Genomic DNA, 14236 nt, shown 5'->3' on the forward strand with positions numbered 1-14236 from the left:
GCCGTGGCCATGCAGTTCTACGCCTCGCCCGAGCAGATCATGCGCGACCGCTCCGAGCTGGCCCGCAAGGGCATCGCCCGGGGCCGCAGCGCGGTGGTCCTGAGCTACGACGGCGGGGTGCTCTTCGTCGCCGAGAACCTGTCCAGCACGCTGCACAAGGTCAGCGAGATCTACGACCGGATCGGCTTCGCCGCGGTCGGCCGGTACAACGAGTTCGAGAACCTCCGCCGCGCGGGCGTGCGGATGGCCGACCTCAACGGGCTCAGCTACGACCGGCGGGACGTGACCGGCCTGGCGCTGGCGAACGCGTACGCGCAGACGCTCGGCGCCATCTTCACCGAGCAGTCGAAGCCGTTCGAGGTGGAGATCTGCGTGGCCGAGGTGGGCGCCTCGCCCGAGGACGACGCCCTCTACCGGGTCACCTACGACGGCTCGGTGAACGACGAGCCGGGCCGGATGGCGATGGGAGGCCAGGCCGAGGCGATCAGCGGGGTGCTGAAGAACGAGCACCGGCCGGAGATGTCGCTGTCCGAGGCGGTGCGTGCCGCCATGAAGGCGCTGAGCAGCGTCGGCGGCGAGGGCGGTGCGGCCCGCACCATCGCGGCGAACCAGCTCGAGGTGGCGGTGCTGGACCGGCGCCGGGTGGGGCGTACGTTCCGGCGGATCACCGGCGCGGCGCTGACCGCGCTGCTGGAGGGTGACGCCGAGGGGGACATCGCGCCGGCGCCGGGCCGGGCGAAGACCCCGACGGTGCCGACGGAGGAGGCGGGGAAGCCGACCACGTCGGCGGGTTCGGCCGATCTGGAGGGCAACGCGGAGGACAAGCCCGCCGAGTGACATGCGCTTGCGGACCCCGCCACCTCGCCGAGGTGGCGGGGTCTTTCGCGTACGGAGACCGCCACCTCGCCGCTCCGCGCGGGGCAGATCGCAAGCGGCGAACGCCGGCGGTGCCCATCTGGGGCTCCGGGCGGCTAATGTCTCATCATGGAGCGGCGAATCTTCGGCCTCGAAACCGAGTACGGCGTCACCTGCACCTATCGCGGGCAACGCAGACTGTCCCCCGACGAGGTCGCGCGGTACCTGTTCCGGCGGGTGGTGTCGTGGGGCCGGTCGAGCAACGTGTTCCTGCGCAACGGCGCCCGCCTCTATCTGGACGTGGGCTCGCACCCGGAGTACGCGACTCCGGAGTGCGACTCGGTGACCGACCTGGTGGCGCACGACCGGGCCGGAGAACGGATCCTGGAAGGGCTGCTCGTCGACGCGGAGAAGCGGCTGCACGACGAGGGCATCGCGGGCGAGATCTACCTGTTCAAGAACAACACCGACTCGGCCGGCAACTCGTACGGCTGCCACGAGAACTACCTGGTGTCCCGGCACGGCGAGTTCGGCCGGCTGGCCGACGTGCTCATCCCGTTCCTGGTCACCCGGCAGTTGATCTGCGGCGCGGGCAAGGTGCTGCAGACGCCGCGCGGCGCGGTCTACTGCCTGTCCCAGCGGGCCGAGCACATCTGGGAGGGCGTCTCGTCGGCGACCACCCGCAGCCGGCCGATCATCAACACCCGGGACGAGCCGCACGCGGACGCCGAGCGCTACCGCCGGCTGCACGTGATCGTCGGCGACTCGAACATGAACGAGGTCACCACGCTGCTGAAGGTCGGCACCGCCGACATCGTGCTGCGGATGATCGAGGCCGGCGTGGTGATGCGCGACCTGACGCTGGAGAACCCGATCCGGGCGATCCGCGAGGTGTCGCACGACATCACGGGGCGGCGCAAGGTGCGGCTGGCCTCCGGCAAGGAGGTCTCGGCGCTGGAGATCCAGCAGGAATACCTCTCCAAGGCGACGGAGTTCGTGGAGCGCCGGGGCGGGGACCAGACCGCGAAGCGGGTGGTCGACCTGTGGGGCCGGGTGCTGCGGGCGGTCGAGATCGGCGACCTGGACCCGGTGGCCCGGGAGATCGACTGGGTCACCAAGCTGAAGCTGATCGAGCGTTACCAGCGCAAGCACGACCTGCCGCTGTCGCACCCGCGGGTGGCGCAGATGGATCTGGCCTACCACGACCTGCGGCGCGGTCGCGGCCTGTACGGGCTGCTGGAGCGCCGCCGCGAGGTGGACCGGGTGGCCACGGACCCGGAGATCTTCGAGGCGAAGGAGACGCCGCCGCAGACCACCCGGGCGCGGCTGCGCGGCGAGTTCATCCGGCACGCCCAGGAGAAGCGGCGGGACTTCACCGTGGACTGGGTGCACCTGAAGCTGAACGACCAGGCGCAGCGCACGGTGCTGTGCAAGGATCCGTTCCGGGCCTACGACGAGCGGGTGGAACGGCTGATCGCGAGCATGTGATCGTCACGGGCGGCCGGTGCCCGGCACCGGCCGCCCGTTCACCGGTACGCTGGCGTCGCGATGAACACTTCCGAATCCGCCGGCGGGTCCGGCCGCGAGACGTCCTCGGGCCGTGACGGCGCCGAGAAGCTCAACTGGATCGACCGCCGCCGGGAGAAGATCCGCGCCGAGGTCGACCGCAACAGGCGCGGCGACTACACCGTGCCGACCTGGGTGCTGGCGGCGGCGCTGGTGCTGATCGTCGGCGGCTGGCTGGCGTTGATCCTGCTGCTCGGCTGAGGTCGGGGCGGCTCAGTTGTATGGCATCCGGGGGAACCAGCCGAAGCCGAACATGGCCGGGACCCGGATGTCCCAGTAGATGACGGTGAAGACGCCGAGCGCGACGAGCAGCGCTCCGGTGACGGTGGCGGCGCGGCGGGGGTCGGCCATCCAGGCGAGGAAGCGTCCCCGGCTGATCGCCACGGCGAGGGCGAACACGGCCGTGACGAGCAGGATGTTCCCGAGGGACTGCAGCGTGAACGCCAGCGCCCCGTAGAGCGGGTTGCCGGTGTCGACGGCCCAGTGGAACAGCTTGTTGAACATCGGGTAGGGGCGGCCGACGAGGAACCCGCCGACGATCGCGCCGATGGTGATCACCCGGGCGACGGGCCGGTGCGCGAAGATGTCCGGCACGAGCCTGAGCGCGGCGAGCCCGAGATAGGTGAGGGCGAGTCCGATGACGCCGAAGACGACCGACGACTGGATGAGGCGTACCGGGACGCCGCCGACGACCTCGGTGGACAGCTGGGGCAGGCGCTCGCCGAGCAGGACGCCGATGATGCCGTAGCTGGCCGAGACGACGACCATGCCGAGGGCGAGCCAGCCGACCGGACGCAGCAGGGCGCGCAGCGCGGGCCGGGTGCCGCCGGCGGGGTCGGCGCCGGAGGCCTGGCTCATCGGCCCGACCGAGGCCGCCACCGCGATGTTGCAGGCGGTGAAGGTGCCGGCGAAGCCGGAGACGAAGGCGAAGAGCATCCCGCCGACGGCGCCGGTGATGGCGGTCCCCTTGGCGTCGTGGCCGAGCACGGTGTTGGCGACGTTGTCGCCGATGACCTTGTCGACGAACTCGAAGGACCACAGGACGGCCAGCAGCACGCCGGCTGCCGCGCTGATCAGGGCGAATCGGAGGGGATGCGGCGGGCGGTCAGTGGAGATTCCGGCGTCGGGGGTCGCGTTCGGGAACTGTCGCAGTGCCATGGGAGTCGCCTCCTAAACGGCGGCCAGCCGCGTTTTCCGCGCGGCTGCCTGGTGCGACGGCGGTGACGGGGTGACCGGAGTCGATTTCCCGGACAGTATGGGAGGCCGCGTGGGGCCCCGGTTCTTCAATCGTGCTGACCTGTCCCGGCGCTGATCCCCGCGGCGTTCCGCATGTTCAGCCGAGCAGGCGGGCCGCGTGGCGGCCGGCCGCGGCCGCGGCCAGGAAGTAGGCGTGGTCGGCGTCCAGGCCCCGGCCCATCGTCGACAGGCCGACCGGGCCGGCCCGCAGGGCCGCGTCGAGGCCGTCGGCGGGCACGGTGACGATCGTGTGCCGGTCGGCCAGCGGCGCCAGCGCCGTGGCGACCTCCGCCGCCAGGGTGGGATGGAGTCCGTCCGGCACCACCAGCTCCGCGCGGGCCAGCGCGACCCGGCCGTACGCGGTGAGGCTGTGATGGGAGACGCCCCGGTGTCGGGGCCGGGCGTCGGCGTCGGAGATGCGCAGCGATCCGACCGGGCGCCCGCCCAGCGTGGCGACCGCGTTCACCGCTTCGCCGACGGCCACCCCGGAGAAGCCCCAGCGGGTGCCGGTACCGAGGTTGCCGGGGCCCTGGGCGACGATCGTCAGGTCCGCGCCGAGCACGTGCCGCGCGGCGAGCAGGCCGCTGTGCAGGGTGCTGGCCTCCAGGTCGCCGCCGAACGCCTGACCCACGCTCACCGTGCCGGTGAGGTGCCCGGCCAGGCCGGCCAGGGTCCGGGAGAACCAGGCCGGCAGCGCGCCGCCGTCGGTCAGCACGTACGCCACCCGCGCGTCCGGGGCGTCGGCGTGTACCCCGGCGAGGATCGCCGGCAGCGCGGAGTGCAGGTCGGCGGTGACCACCGGCATGCCGTCGACGGTGTCGGCGGCGGCCAGGGTGTCGTGGTGCGGTGAGGCCTCCTCGTCCACGCCGAGCAGGATCGGTTGCAGCGGCGTGTAGCGGGCCTTGACCAGGTGCCCGGCGTCGCGGCTGTCGCCGGCCCGCGGCGGGTCCGGGGGCAGCCGGTCGGGCAGCGCCACGACCAGCGCGTAGCCGCCGGTGCCGAGGCCCATCAGCAGCGCCCCGGCGTTCAGCAGCACCCGGTCGCCGGGCTCCGGCTCGCCGACCAGGGCCGGGTAGGCCAGGGCGCGCATCCGTCCACCGTCGGGCAGCTCGACGTCGAGTTCGACGGCGCCGGTCCACCGCCGCCGTACCGCAGTGACCGTGCCGGACCGCCATCGCACCATGCGGTGCACGGTATCGGCCGGCGCCGGGCGGTTACCCGGGCGGGTCAGGTGTCCTGGTCGACAGGGCGCCCCGCCTCGTCCTGGGTGGTGCGGGCGGGCCGGTCGGCCGAGCGGGACCGGGTGGGGTCGAGAAAGACGTACGCGATCTCCGGGAAGTGCCCGGTGAGCCGGCGTTCGGCCTCGTCGGCGGCGGCCTCGATGTCGGCGCCGGTGGCGTCGTCGCGGAAGTCGACCTTGGCGGCGACGAGGATGTCGTCGGGGCCGAGGAACATGGTCATCAGCGTGTCGACCCGGTCCACCGTCGGCACGTCCGCCAGCTCCCGTTCGATGCGCCGGTGCAGCCGGTCGGACACCGAGCGCCCGACCAGCAGCGAGATGTTGCTGCGGGCCAGGATCGCGGCGACCACCAGCAGCAGCACGCCGATGAGGATGGAGGCGACGCCGTCGTACAGCTCGTCGCCGGTCAGGTGCGACAGGGTGAGCCCGCCGGCGGCGATCAGCAGGCCGATCAGCGCGGCGCTGTCCTCCAGGAAGACCGCCTTCACCGTGGTGTCGGCGGTCAGGCGCAGGTAGCGGCGCGAGGTGGTGCCCCAGCGACGGGACTCGCCGCGCACCTGCCGGACCGCCCGGGCAAGCGACACCGACTCGATGGCGAAGGAGACCGCCAGCACCACGTACGAGACCACGTACTCGCCGCTGTGCTCGTGCACCAGGATGGTGGTGACGCCGTGCGTGACGGCGAAGCCCGCCCCGGCCACGAAGGTGAACAGCGCGGCGAGGAACGCCCACACGTAGCTCTCCTTGCCGTACCCGAAGGGGTGCCGGGTGTCGGCCGGCCGCGCGCCGCGGCGCAGCGCCAGGTAGAGCAGCACCTCGGTGGTGGTGTCGGCCAGCGAGTGGACGGCCTCGGAGAGCATCGCCGCGGAGCCGGAGATCAGGCCCGCGACCAGCTTCGCGACCGCGATGGCGAGGTTCGCCGCGCCCGCCACCACGACAGTGCCGACGCTCTCGGTCTTGACCTCCGGCTCCGCCATGCGCTCACCCTATGACCGGTCGATGTCCGCCGCCGGGTGGAAGACCCCCGCGCCGCGCCGCGCGGGTGCCCGCGCCGGACACGCGGGCTGCTAGCGTTTGCACGTGTCCCGGACCCGTACCGAACGCCTGGTCAACCTGGTGATCTGCCTGCTGTCGACGCGACGCTTCCTGACCGCCGCGCAGATCGCCGCGACCGTGCCCGGCTACGAGCACGACCCGGACGACGCCAAGGACCACGAGGCGTTCCAGCGCAAGTTCGAGCGCGACAAGGCCGAGCTGCGTGAGCTGGGCGTGCCGCTGGAGACCGGCACGGCGAGCGTCTTCGACGCCGAGCCCGGCTACCGGATCGCGCCGCGCGCCTACGCGTTGCCCGACATCCCGCTCGAACCGGACGAGGCCGCCGCGGTGGGCATCGCCGCCCGCCTGTGGCAGCACGCCGGGCTGGCCGCCGCCGCGTCGTCCGGGCTGGCGAAGCTGCGCGCCGCCGGCATCGACGTGGATCCGCAGGCCACGCTGGGCCTGGAGCCGATGGTCACCGTCGACCCGGCGTTCGCGCCGCTCACCGCCGCCGCACGGGACCGGCGCGAGGTCAGCTTCGACTACCGCGTGCCGGACCGGGACGCGCCCACCCGTCGCCGGGTGCAGCCGTGGGGCGTGGTCTGCTGGCGCGGCCGGTGGTACGTCGTCGGCCACGACCTGGACCGCGCGGCGACCCGCTGCTTCCGGCTGTCCCGGGTGGTCGGCGCGGTCCGGGCGACGGGCGAGCCGGGGGCCTACGCGCCGCCCGCCGGGGTCGACCTGATCAGCCACGTGGCGCGCTGGTCCGGGCCGGTGGAGCACACCGGCCGGGCCACGGTGCTGGCCACGCCGGGCCGCGTGGCCGGGTTGCGCCGCTGGGCGGTGGAGTGCCAGGCCGGTCCGGACGGCGACCGGCTGGTGCTGCCGTACGCCGACGCCGACTACCTGGCCGGCCAGATCGTCGGGTACGGCCCGGACGTGCGCGTGCTGGAGCCACCGGAGGTGCGGGAGGCGGTCATCCAGCGGCTCAAGGAGGTGGCCGCCCGGCACGACGAGCTGGCGGTCGCCGGGGGTGCCCGGTGACCCGCCCGGCGGGCCGCCCGGGCCGCGCCTCCGCCGACCGGCTGGCCCGGCTGCTCAACCTGGTGCCCTACCTGCTGGCCCGCCCCGGGATCGAGATCGCCGAGGCGGCGCACGACCTCGGGGTGACCGAGAAGCAGCTCCGGGAGGATCTGGAGCTGCTGTGGGTGTGCGGGCTGCCCGGCTACGGCCCCGGTGACCTGATCGACATGGCGTTCGACGGCGACCGGGTCACCATCACCTACGACGCCGGGATCGACCGCCCGCTGCGGCTCACCCCGGACGAGGCCCTGGCGCTGGTGGTGGCGTTGCGGATGCTGGCCGAGACGCCCGGCGTGGCCAACCGGGAGGCGGTCGAGCGGGCACTCGCCAAGATCGAGAGCGCCGCCGGTGACCTGGCCGGTGCGCCGGTCGAGGTCCGCCTGCCCGGCGACACCGCCCGGGTACGCGAGCTGCGCGCCGCCGTCGAGCGCGGCCGGGCGCTGCGGATCACCTACTACACGGCGGCCCGGGACGAGACCACCGAACGCACCATCGACCCGCTGCGGATGCTGATGGTCGGCGGCCGGGCGTACGTGGAGGCGTGGTGCCGCCGCGCCGAGGCGGTGCGGCTGTTCCGGGCCGACCGGATCGACGCGGTGACCGAGCTGCCGGAGCAGGCGGTGGTGCCGCCGCAGGCCCGCCCGCACGACCTCAGCGACGGCGTGTTCCGCCCGTCGGCCGACCTGCCGCTGATCACGCTGCGGATCGGCCGGGGCGAGCGGTGGATCACCGAATATTATCCGTGCGAGCGGGTCGAGGCCGACGGCGAGCAGTGGCTGGTGTCTCTGCGCGTCACCGACCTCGGGTGGGCCCGGCGATTCGTGCTCGGGCTGGGCCCGGAGGTCACTGTGGTGGCCCCGGCCGAGCTGGCCGACCAGGTACGCGCCCAGGCCGTGGCCGCGCTCGACGCGTACGCCACCCCGGCCGGCAGCGCCGACCCGGCGGCGGTCGGCGGCACCCGATAGGCTGACCGCCGTGGTGATGTGGATCGTGCTCGGTGTCGTGGTGTTCGCGCTGGTCGTACTGGCCCTGGCGATCCGTCCGGTGGTGAGCCGGCTGCCCGGGCTGCGCCGTTCCGCGCTGGCGTTGCAACGCCGGGCGGCCGAGGCGGAGTCGCTGCGTGCCGCCGCCGAGCAGGTGCAGGCGCGGGCCGAGTCGCTCCAGGAGCGGGCGGCCGTCGCGCAGGAGCGGATCGAGCTGATCAAGGCCAGACGCGGCGACTGATCGACGCCCGTCGGCCGGTTGAGCGCCGTTTGCGCATTCCTGGGCGGTTCCGCGCAGAAATGCGCGGTGCCGGATGGTTGACGGGACAGTCCAGGTTGGCCGAAACTTCACCGACCGGGCCCGCACGAGCAGGCCCGCGGGGGTGGCAAGGCGCTGCTACGCACGTACGATGGGCGACGACCTACCCCTCACTACTACACAGAGCGACTGGAGCTTCCCATGGGTGCCCTCAAGCCGTGGCACATCGCCGTACTCGTGGTCGTGCTGATCCTGCTGTTCGGCGCGAAGCGGCTCCCCGACGCGGCCCGCTCGCTGGGTCGTTCGCTGCGGATCATCAAGGCTGAGACCAAGAGCCTGCACGACGACGACGACCGCGATCTCGCCGAGAAGGCCGACGCGCAGGCCGGCTACCAGCCGCTCCAGCCCCAGCAGCCGGTCCAGGGGCAGCCGTACGTGCAGCAGCCGTACGCCCAGCAGCAGCCGTACGCCCCGCAGCAGCAGCCCGTCGCCCCGCCGGCCGACCCGGTGCAGCGCGTCCGCGAGAACTGATCCGAGAGGCCTCAACCACCGTGGCCTTCGGGTTGAAGAAGCGCGGACCGAGCGACTTCGCGCGGGCCGCCGACGGCTCGATGACGCTCATGGAGCACATCCGTGAGCTGCGTAACCGGCTGTTCCGGGCGTCGCTGGCGATCCTGGTCGGCTTCGGCTTCGGCATCTGGCTGGCCACGCCGGTCCGGGTGCTGCTGTCGAAGCCCTACTGCGACCTGCCGCAGTCGACCGATCCGGAAACCGGCAAGTGCCTGTTCGTGCAGCTCGGCGTCGCCGACGTCTTTCTGCTGAATCTGAAGATCGGTCTCTGGGTCGGTCTGATCATCGCGGCGCCGGTCTGGCTCTACCAGCTCTGGGCGTTCATTGCGCCCGGCCTGCACCGGCACGAGCGGCGCTACGCGTACGTCTTCACCGCGCTCGCGGCCCCGCTCTTCGCAGCCGGCGCGGTGCTGGCGTTCTTCGTCACCACCAAGGGTCTGGAGTTCCTGCTCAACGTCTCCGGCGACGACATCGCGACCAACCTCGAGGTGACCCGCTACATCTCGTTCGTCACGAACCTGATCCTGCTGTTCGGGGTGGCGTTCGAGTTCCCGCTGATCGTGCTGATGCTCAACTTCGCCGGCCTGGCCAGCGCCAAACGGCTGCTCAGCTGGTGGCGGATCGCGGTCTTCGTGTTCTTCGCGTTCTCCGCGGTGGTCACGCCGACACCCGACCCGTTCGGCATGACGGCGCTGGCGATCTGCCTCTGCGCGCTCTACTTCGCCGCGGTGGGGGTGGCGTTCCTCAACGACAGGCGGCGCGGTCGCGGGCGTGAGGTCTACGCCGGCATCGCGGACGACGAGGTGTCACCGCTGGACCTGTCGAACGAGCCGGTGCCGACCGGTGCCCGGATCGAGGTGTCCGAGCCGATCGGAGCACCGGAGCCGATCGTCGCGCCGAAGCCGATCGAGCGCCGCTACGACGACATGACCTGATCCGACCCGCTCATCTCCGGACGCCGTCCCCGCCGCACGGGGACGGCGTCCGCGTCTCCGCAGCCGCCCGTCCCGCGTCGACCTCGGAGTTGGTGCCCTCGGCCCACCCTGCGGCGATCTTGGACTTTGTGCCCCTCGAATGCCGGATATCGGCACTTTGCCCGGGCCGAAACCGCAAGATCGCCGTGGGGCGGGGTTGGGGCGGGGACGGTGGGTCAGGTTAGGCGGCGGGCTGCTCTGGGGGCTCTTCACAACTTGGGGTGTAGTTGGGGACCGAAATGCGCCGGGGGCCCGTCAGTGATCGGCGCCGGCTCGATGCTGGCGGCGGCGCGTGATGCCGGATGGGGGGCCGTCGGCGATGATGTCGGCGTGGAGTATGTGTCCAGGGTGCCCGGTCCGCCGCTGGACGGGCTGATCGACGACCTCTACTACTTGGAGGGCGCCCCGCCGTACTCCCGGTTGATGCTGCCGGCGGCGCCTGCGCCATTGCTCATCGTCAACCTCGGGGCGCCGTTTCTCATCCGCGCAGGCACCGACGTAGAAGCCGTGGAGTACGCCGACGGCTGCGCGGTCACCACGCCCACCCGCGCGTGGGAGTTCAGCTACCCAACCCCGACCCGGTCCGTCGGCGTCCACTTCAAGCCGTGGGGGCTGGCACCGTTCCTTCCGATGCCCGCGGCCGAGCTGTGCGACCGACCGGCGACGGTCGAGCAGATCTGGGGCCAGCCCGCTATCGCTGAGTTGCGACGCCGACTGACCTTGGCAGACGCACCGCACAAGATGCTGATGTTGCTCGAAGAGGAACTGGTGCGACGGCTGCGGGCGATCGACGGTCTTGACGTGGTCCGCCAAGTGAGCAGCGCCATCGCGGCGACAGGCGGGACAGTGCCAATCAGCGACATCGGTGTGGCGGCCCGCGCCAGCAGCACGTACTTGGCGAAGCGGTTCAAGACCGTCGTCGGTGTCACGCCGAAACGGCTGGCTCGCAGCTACCGCTTCACCTCCACCGTGTTGGCGATCGACGTCGCTGCACCGATCGACTGGGGAGACGTTGCCGCCGACGCGGGCTACTTCGACCAGGCCCACTTCGTGCGCGAGTTCCGGGAGTTCACCGGTCTCACGCCGACCAGGTACGTCGAAGTCCGGCGGCGATTCCTGCGCGACCATCCTGGCCACGCACTGGGCGGCTGGCCGCTGCCAGCCGATTGATTTCGTACAAGAGCGACAGCTCACGCCGCACAAGACTGGGGACTCCCAACAGAGGAGGAATCCATGGGCAAAGTGGTCATGAACGCGTCGGTTTCGGTGGATGGTTTCATCGCAGCTGAGAACGACGATCCCGGTCCGATATTCGAGTGGCTGGTCAGCGGTGACGTGCCGTTGGACGACGGTGGCGTTCTGAAGGTGTCGCAGGCGTCCTACGACCACATCCGGCCGTACTGGGACGAGATCGGTGTGACGATCGCCGGCCGTCACGTCTTTGACATCACAGACGGCTGGGATGGGACGCCTCCGAGTGGGATCGACCATGTGGTCGTCGTGAGTCGCCGTGGTGCGCCCGAGGGCTGGGACCCTCAGGCGCCCTTCCACTTTGTCGACGGCATCGAGGCAGCCGTGGCCAAGGCGCGAGAGCTTGCGGGTGACCGCACTGTCGAGGTGGCCGCCGGCGACGTCGGCGGCCAGATGCTCGCCGCAGGTTTGGTCGACGAGGTACGCATGGACGTCGCACCCGTCGTGCTCGGCTCCGGCAAGCGCTACTTCGGGTCCGTCGACGCGCAGCACCTGCTGGAAGGCCCAGACGTAGTTGTTCAGGGCAACCGGGTGCTTCACCTGCGCTATCGGGTGCGCCGATGACCGATCTGAGTGGGTACGCGAAGAAGTCCGCTGCGGCGGTGATGGCACCGGTCCCGCCCGGCTGCTCGACATGGTCGAGGGCCGCTCCAACCAGACGTTCAAGTCCTGGCTCGCCGACCGCGACGAGGCCTGGCGCGACGCCGTGGACGTGGTCGCGATGGACGGCTTCACCGGCTTCAAGACCGCCACCGCCGAAGAGCTCCCCGACGTGACCGTGGTCATGGACCCCTTCCACGTCGTGCGCCTGGCCGGCGATGCGCTGGACCGGTGCCGCCGCCGGGTCCAGTTGGCGATCCACGGCCACCGCGGCATGAAGAACGACCCGCTCTACTCCGCGCGCAGGACCCTGCACACAGGTGCCGGGCTGCTCACCGACGAGCAGGCCGCTCGGCTCACCGCGCTGTTCGCCGACGACGCGCATGTCGAAGTCGAGGCGACCTGGGGCATCTACCAGCGAATGATCGCCGCCTACCGACACGAGGACCGGCGCCGTGGCCGCGAGCTGATGGTCAAGCTGATCGACACGATCAGCACCGGTGTCCCGAACGCACTGGTCGAGGTCACCACGCTCGGCCGCACGTTGAAGAAGCGCGCAGCCGACGTGCTGGCCTACTTCGACCGGCCCGGAACCAGCAACGGCCCCACCGAGGCGATCAACGGCCGGCTCGAGCACCTGCGCGGTTCCGCACTCGGGTTCCGCAGCCTCACGAACTACATCGCCAGATCGCTGCTGGAGACCGGAGGCTTCAGGCCGCGACTACACCCTCGATCGTGAAGAGCCGCTTTGGGGGCCGGCGGGGGACCGCGTCGGGGTGCAGGATCGCGGCTATCGCCTCGGCGCCGTCGACCAGGCGCGGGCCGGCGCGCACGATCAGGCCGTCCGCGTCCAGCGCCCACACCTGCGCGTCCGGGAAGTGAGCGGCCACCGCGGCGGCCTGCTCGGCGGCGCCGTCGAGACGGAACCCGCACGGCGCGACCAGCACCACCTCGGGGCGGGCGGCCCGTAGCGCCTCCCAGGTGGTCGGCGCGGACCGGGCGCCGCGATGGGTGGCCACCGGCTCGCCGCCGGCGACGTCGACCAGGTCGGGGATCCAGTGCCCGGCGCCGAACGGCGGGTCCACCCACTCGACCACAGCGACCCGGGGCCGGGGCCGGTCCGCCACCGCCGCGCCGACCGCCGCGAGCCGGGCCCGCAAGCCGTCGACGAGGGCCTCCGCGCGCTCCGGCACCCGGGCCGCCGCGCCCACCGCCCGGATCGACTCCAGCACGTCGTCCAGTGTGTACGGGTCGAGCGACAGCACGTCCGCCCGGCACCCCAGGTGCTCCACGGCGTCGGCGACCCGGCCCGAGGGCAACGCGCAGACGCGGCACAGATCCTGGGTGAGGATCAGGTCCGGATCCAGTCCGGCCAGCGCCCCGGCGTGCAGCGTGTAGAGGTCGGCGCCGGCCGCTACCTGCGCCCGGACGTACGCGTCGATGTCGCCGGGACTCATGCCGCGCGTGTCCCGGCCACCGACGACCACAGTGGTGCCCGACCGGTACGACGCGGGCACCTCGCACTCGAACGTGACACCGACCAGGTCGTCGCCGAGGCCGAGCGCGTACACGATCTCGGTGGCGGAGGGGAGCAGGGAGACCAGCCGCATGCCGCCATCATGCCCGCACGCCCCACAGCTGGCCCGGGCGGACATCGGACCGCCCTCGGGCCTTGCCGGGATGCCGTACGCGCTTAGACTCTGCTGACTCCGCCGAGCCCCCCGGGCGGTGTGCCGGGGTGCGTCGGCGCCCCGTTCCGGTCAGCCCGCCTGACCTCCGCTCCGGAGAACCCGATGAAGAGCCGTACCGCCGCCGTCCTGACCGTCCTCTGCGCGGCCACCGCGCTCACCGCCTGCGGTGACGACGAGCCCGCGCCGAAAGGCCAGCAGGTGCCGGTGACCGCCACCGACACCAGCTGCGAGGTCACCACCACGTTGTTCACCCCGGGCACCGTCACCTTCACCGTGACCAACCGGGGCCAGCAGGCCACCGGCGTCTACGTCTACGGCCGGGAGGGCGACGGCTTCACCAAGGTGATCGCCGAGGTCGCGGACGTGCCGGCGGGCCGCAGCGGCGACCTGCGCGCCTCGCTGCAGACCGGCACGTACGAGGTGGCCTGCAAGCCCGGCCGGCAGGGCGACGGCGTACGGACCAAGATCACCGTCTCCGACGACGGCAACCTGGCCAGCGCGGCCGCCGAGGTGGCCTACGACCGGTCGGTGGCGATCGAGCTGACCGGCGACGCGATCAGCGGCGTGGACGGCCTGATCGCCGAGCCCGGCGAGAAGCTCGCGTTCAAGGTGACGAACAAGACCGCCGGGGCCCGGACGCTGTACGTGCTCAACCCCGACGGCAAGCGGGTCGCCGAGATGAAGGCGGAGGCCAACGGCACCGCCGAGACGGTGGTGACGCTCGGCGCCGCCGGTGACTGGTCGCTGAAGGTCAAGGGCGACGGCGTGCCGTCGGTGAGCAAGCGACTGGTGGTGCGCTGAGGCACAGGGGCGTCGATCCGAGTTTCGTCGATCCGGGTGCATCCACCGGGGACGGTCCGGGCGAAGCAATGGTCGTGACGACAGTCACGGAC

15 protein-coding genes and 1 pseudogene are annotated in these 14236 nt (G+C 72.0%); 12 read left to right on the top strand and 4 right to left on the bottom strand.

Going from position 1 to position 14236, the window contains the following annotated elements; genetic code table 11:
• Positions 1 to 3 precede the first annotated feature (3 nt).
• The 3 genes from prcA to ACFYON_RS23330 all read left to right on the top strand — a co-directional run bounded on the left by prcA (position 4) and on the right by ACFYON_RS23330 (position 2622).
• Complete coding sequence (gene prcA / locus ACFYON_RS23320) at positions 4 to 837, top strand: proteasome subunit alpha (protein ID WP_387188985.1); 834 nt, start codon at positions 4 to 6, stop codon at positions 835 to 837.
• A gap of 147 nt (positions 838 to 984) precedes the next feature.
• Positions 985 to 2343 (top strand): Pup--protein ligase, encoded by a 1359-nt coding sequence (gene pafA, locus ACFYON_RS23325; protein WP_354872014.1) that lies wholly within the window; start codon positions 985 to 987, stop codon positions 2341 to 2343.
• 60 nt (positions 2344 to 2403) lie between these two features.
• Positions 2404 to 2622, top strand: a complete 219-nt coding sequence (locus tag ACFYON_RS23330) for a hypothetical protein (RefSeq protein WP_354872016.1) — start codon at positions 2404 to 2406, stop codon at positions 2620 to 2622.
• A 12-nt stretch (positions 2623 to 2634) separates the two neighbouring features.
• Here the strand turns inward: ACFYON_RS23330 and ACFYON_RS23335 are convergent, their stop codons facing one another.
• The 3 genes from ACFYON_RS23335 to ACFYON_RS23345 form a co-directional block, all read right to left on the bottom strand.
• Positions 2635 to 3579, bottom strand: a complete 945-nt coding sequence (locus ACFYON_RS23335; RefSeq protein WP_354872018.1) for a hypothetical protein — start codon at positions 3577 to 3579, stop codon at positions 2635 to 2637.
• Positions 3580 to 3754: 175 nt separating this feature from the next.
• The gene (locus ACFYON_RS23340) at positions 3755 to 4840 is read right to left on the bottom strand and encodes a DUF3866 family protein (RefSeq protein ID WP_354872020.1); all 1086 of its coding nucleotides are present in this window, start codon (positions 4838 to 4840) and stop codon (positions 3755 to 3757) included.
• 44 nt (positions 4841 to 4884) lie between these two features.
• The gene (locus ACFYON_RS23345) at positions 4885 to 5874 is read right to left on the bottom strand and encodes a cation diffusion facilitator family transporter (protein WP_354872022.1); all 990 of its coding nucleotides are present in this window, start codon (positions 5872 to 5874) and stop codon (positions 4885 to 4887) included.
• 103 nt (positions 5875 to 5977) lie between these two features.
• On the opposite strand from ACFYON_RS23345, the gene ACFYON_RS23350 reads away from it, so the two are divergent.
• From ACFYON_RS23350 to ACFYON_RS23385, 8 genes and pseudogenes are all read left to right on the top strand, one after another.
• Entirely contained in the window at positions 5978 to 6976 is a 999-nt protein-coding gene (locus ACFYON_RS23350) for a WYL domain-containing protein (protein ID WP_354872024.1), read from the top strand.
• Positions 6973 to 7980 carry a YafY family protein gene (locus ACFYON_RS23355; protein WP_354872026.1) on the top strand — a complete coding sequence of 336 codons (1008 nt, stop codon included), beginning with the start codon at positions 6973 to 6975 and terminating at the stop codon, positions 7978 to 7980. The genes ACFYON_RS23350 and ACFYON_RS23355 overlap by 4 nt, the downstream gene beginning before the upstream one ends.
• A gap of 16 nt (positions 7981 to 7996) precedes the next feature.
• Positions 7997 to 8239: a hypothetical protein gene (locus tag ACFYON_RS23360; RefSeq protein ID WP_387188992.1), complete on the top strand. Its 243-nt coding sequence runs from the start codon at positions 7997 to 7999 to the stop codon at positions 8237 to 8239.
• A gap of 219 nt (positions 8240 to 8458) precedes the next feature.
• Positions 8459 to 8788, top strand: coding sequence for a Sec-independent protein translocase subunit TatA (tatA, locus tag ACFYON_RS23365; protein WP_354872032.1), 330 nt, complete (start codon positions 8459 to 8461; stop codon positions 8786 to 8788).
• 20 nt (positions 8789 to 8808) lie between these two features.
• Positions 8809 to 9762 (top strand): twin-arginine translocase subunit TatC, encoded by a 954-nt coding sequence (gene tatC / locus ACFYON_RS23370; protein ID WP_354872035.1) that lies wholly within the window; start codon positions 8809 to 8811, stop codon positions 9760 to 9762.
• Positions 9763 to 10131: 369 nt separating this feature from the next.
• Positions 10132 to 10971, top strand: a complete 840-nt coding sequence (locus tag ACFYON_RS23375; protein ID WP_387321040.1) for a helix-turn-helix domain-containing protein — start codon at positions 10132 to 10134, stop codon at positions 10969 to 10971.
• 63 nt (positions 10972 to 11034) lie between these two features.
• Positions 11035 to 11616 carry a dihydrofolate reductase family protein gene (locus ACFYON_RS23380; protein WP_387189376.1) on the top strand — a complete coding sequence of 194 codons (582 nt, stop codon included), beginning with the start codon at positions 11035 to 11037 and terminating at the stop codon, positions 11614 to 11616.
• Positions 11617 to 11656: 40 nt separating this feature from the next.
• A pseudogene (locus ACFYON_RS23385) lies at positions 11657 to 12391 on the top strand (ISL3 family transposase); the annotation flags it as partial.
• On the opposite strand, the gene ACFYON_RS23390 reads toward ACFYON_RS23385, so the two are convergent.
• Entirely contained in the window at positions 12363 to 13262 is a 900-nt protein-coding gene (locus ACFYON_RS23390) for an ABC transporter substrate-binding protein (RefSeq protein WP_387189374.1), read from the bottom strand. The pseudogene ACFYON_RS23385 and the gene ACFYON_RS23390 overlap by 29 nt on opposite strands.
• Positions 13263 to 13445: 183 nt before the next feature.
• Here ACFYON_RS23390 and ACFYON_RS23395 point away from each other — a divergent pair, with 183 nt between their 5' ends.
• A complete protein-coding gene (locus tag ACFYON_RS23395) occupies positions 13446 to 14144 on the top strand; it encodes a hypothetical protein (RefSeq protein WP_354872040.1) in 699 nt (232 codons plus the stop codon).
• Positions 14145 to 14236 lie beyond the last annotated feature (92 nt).

Source organism: Micromonospora sp. NPDC005686, from assembly GCF_042871665.1.
Taxonomy (GTDB): Bacteria; Actinomycetota; Actinomycetes; order Mycobacteriales; family Micromonosporaceae; genus Micromonospora.